Here is a 247-nt window from a genome sequence, read left to right as displayed (position 1 = left end):
CAATACTTCCGGCGCGAATGGCTTGGAGAGATAGTCTGTTGCGCCATCGCGCATAGCCTGCACGGCATCGTCGATAGTGGCATAGGCCGTCATCAACAGTACCGGCAAATTGGCGTCTTTGGCTTTAATTGCTTTCAACAAGGCCAAGCCATTCATTTCGCCCATTTGGATATCGCTCACCACAATATCAACAGGTTGACGGCCCAGCATCATAATGGCTTGCTCGGCACTGTCTGCAGCAACGACC

1 protein-coding gene is annotated in these 247 nt (G+C 52.2%); it reads right to left on the bottom strand.

Annotation, left to right across the window (positions count from 1 at the left end; genetic code table 11):
- The coding region (locus tag NLF92_RS13545) for a response regulator (RefSeq protein WP_254102786.1) at positions 1–247 on the bottom strand (247 nt) is incomplete at both ends.

Source organism: Opacimonas viscosa, from assembly GCF_024199005.1.
In the GTDB taxonomy this organism is placed as follows: domain Bacteria; phylum Pseudomonadota; class Gammaproteobacteria; order Enterobacterales; family Alteromonadaceae; genus Opacimonas; species Opacimonas viscosa.
This window is presented reverse-complemented; position numbering and strand designations above follow the sequence as displayed.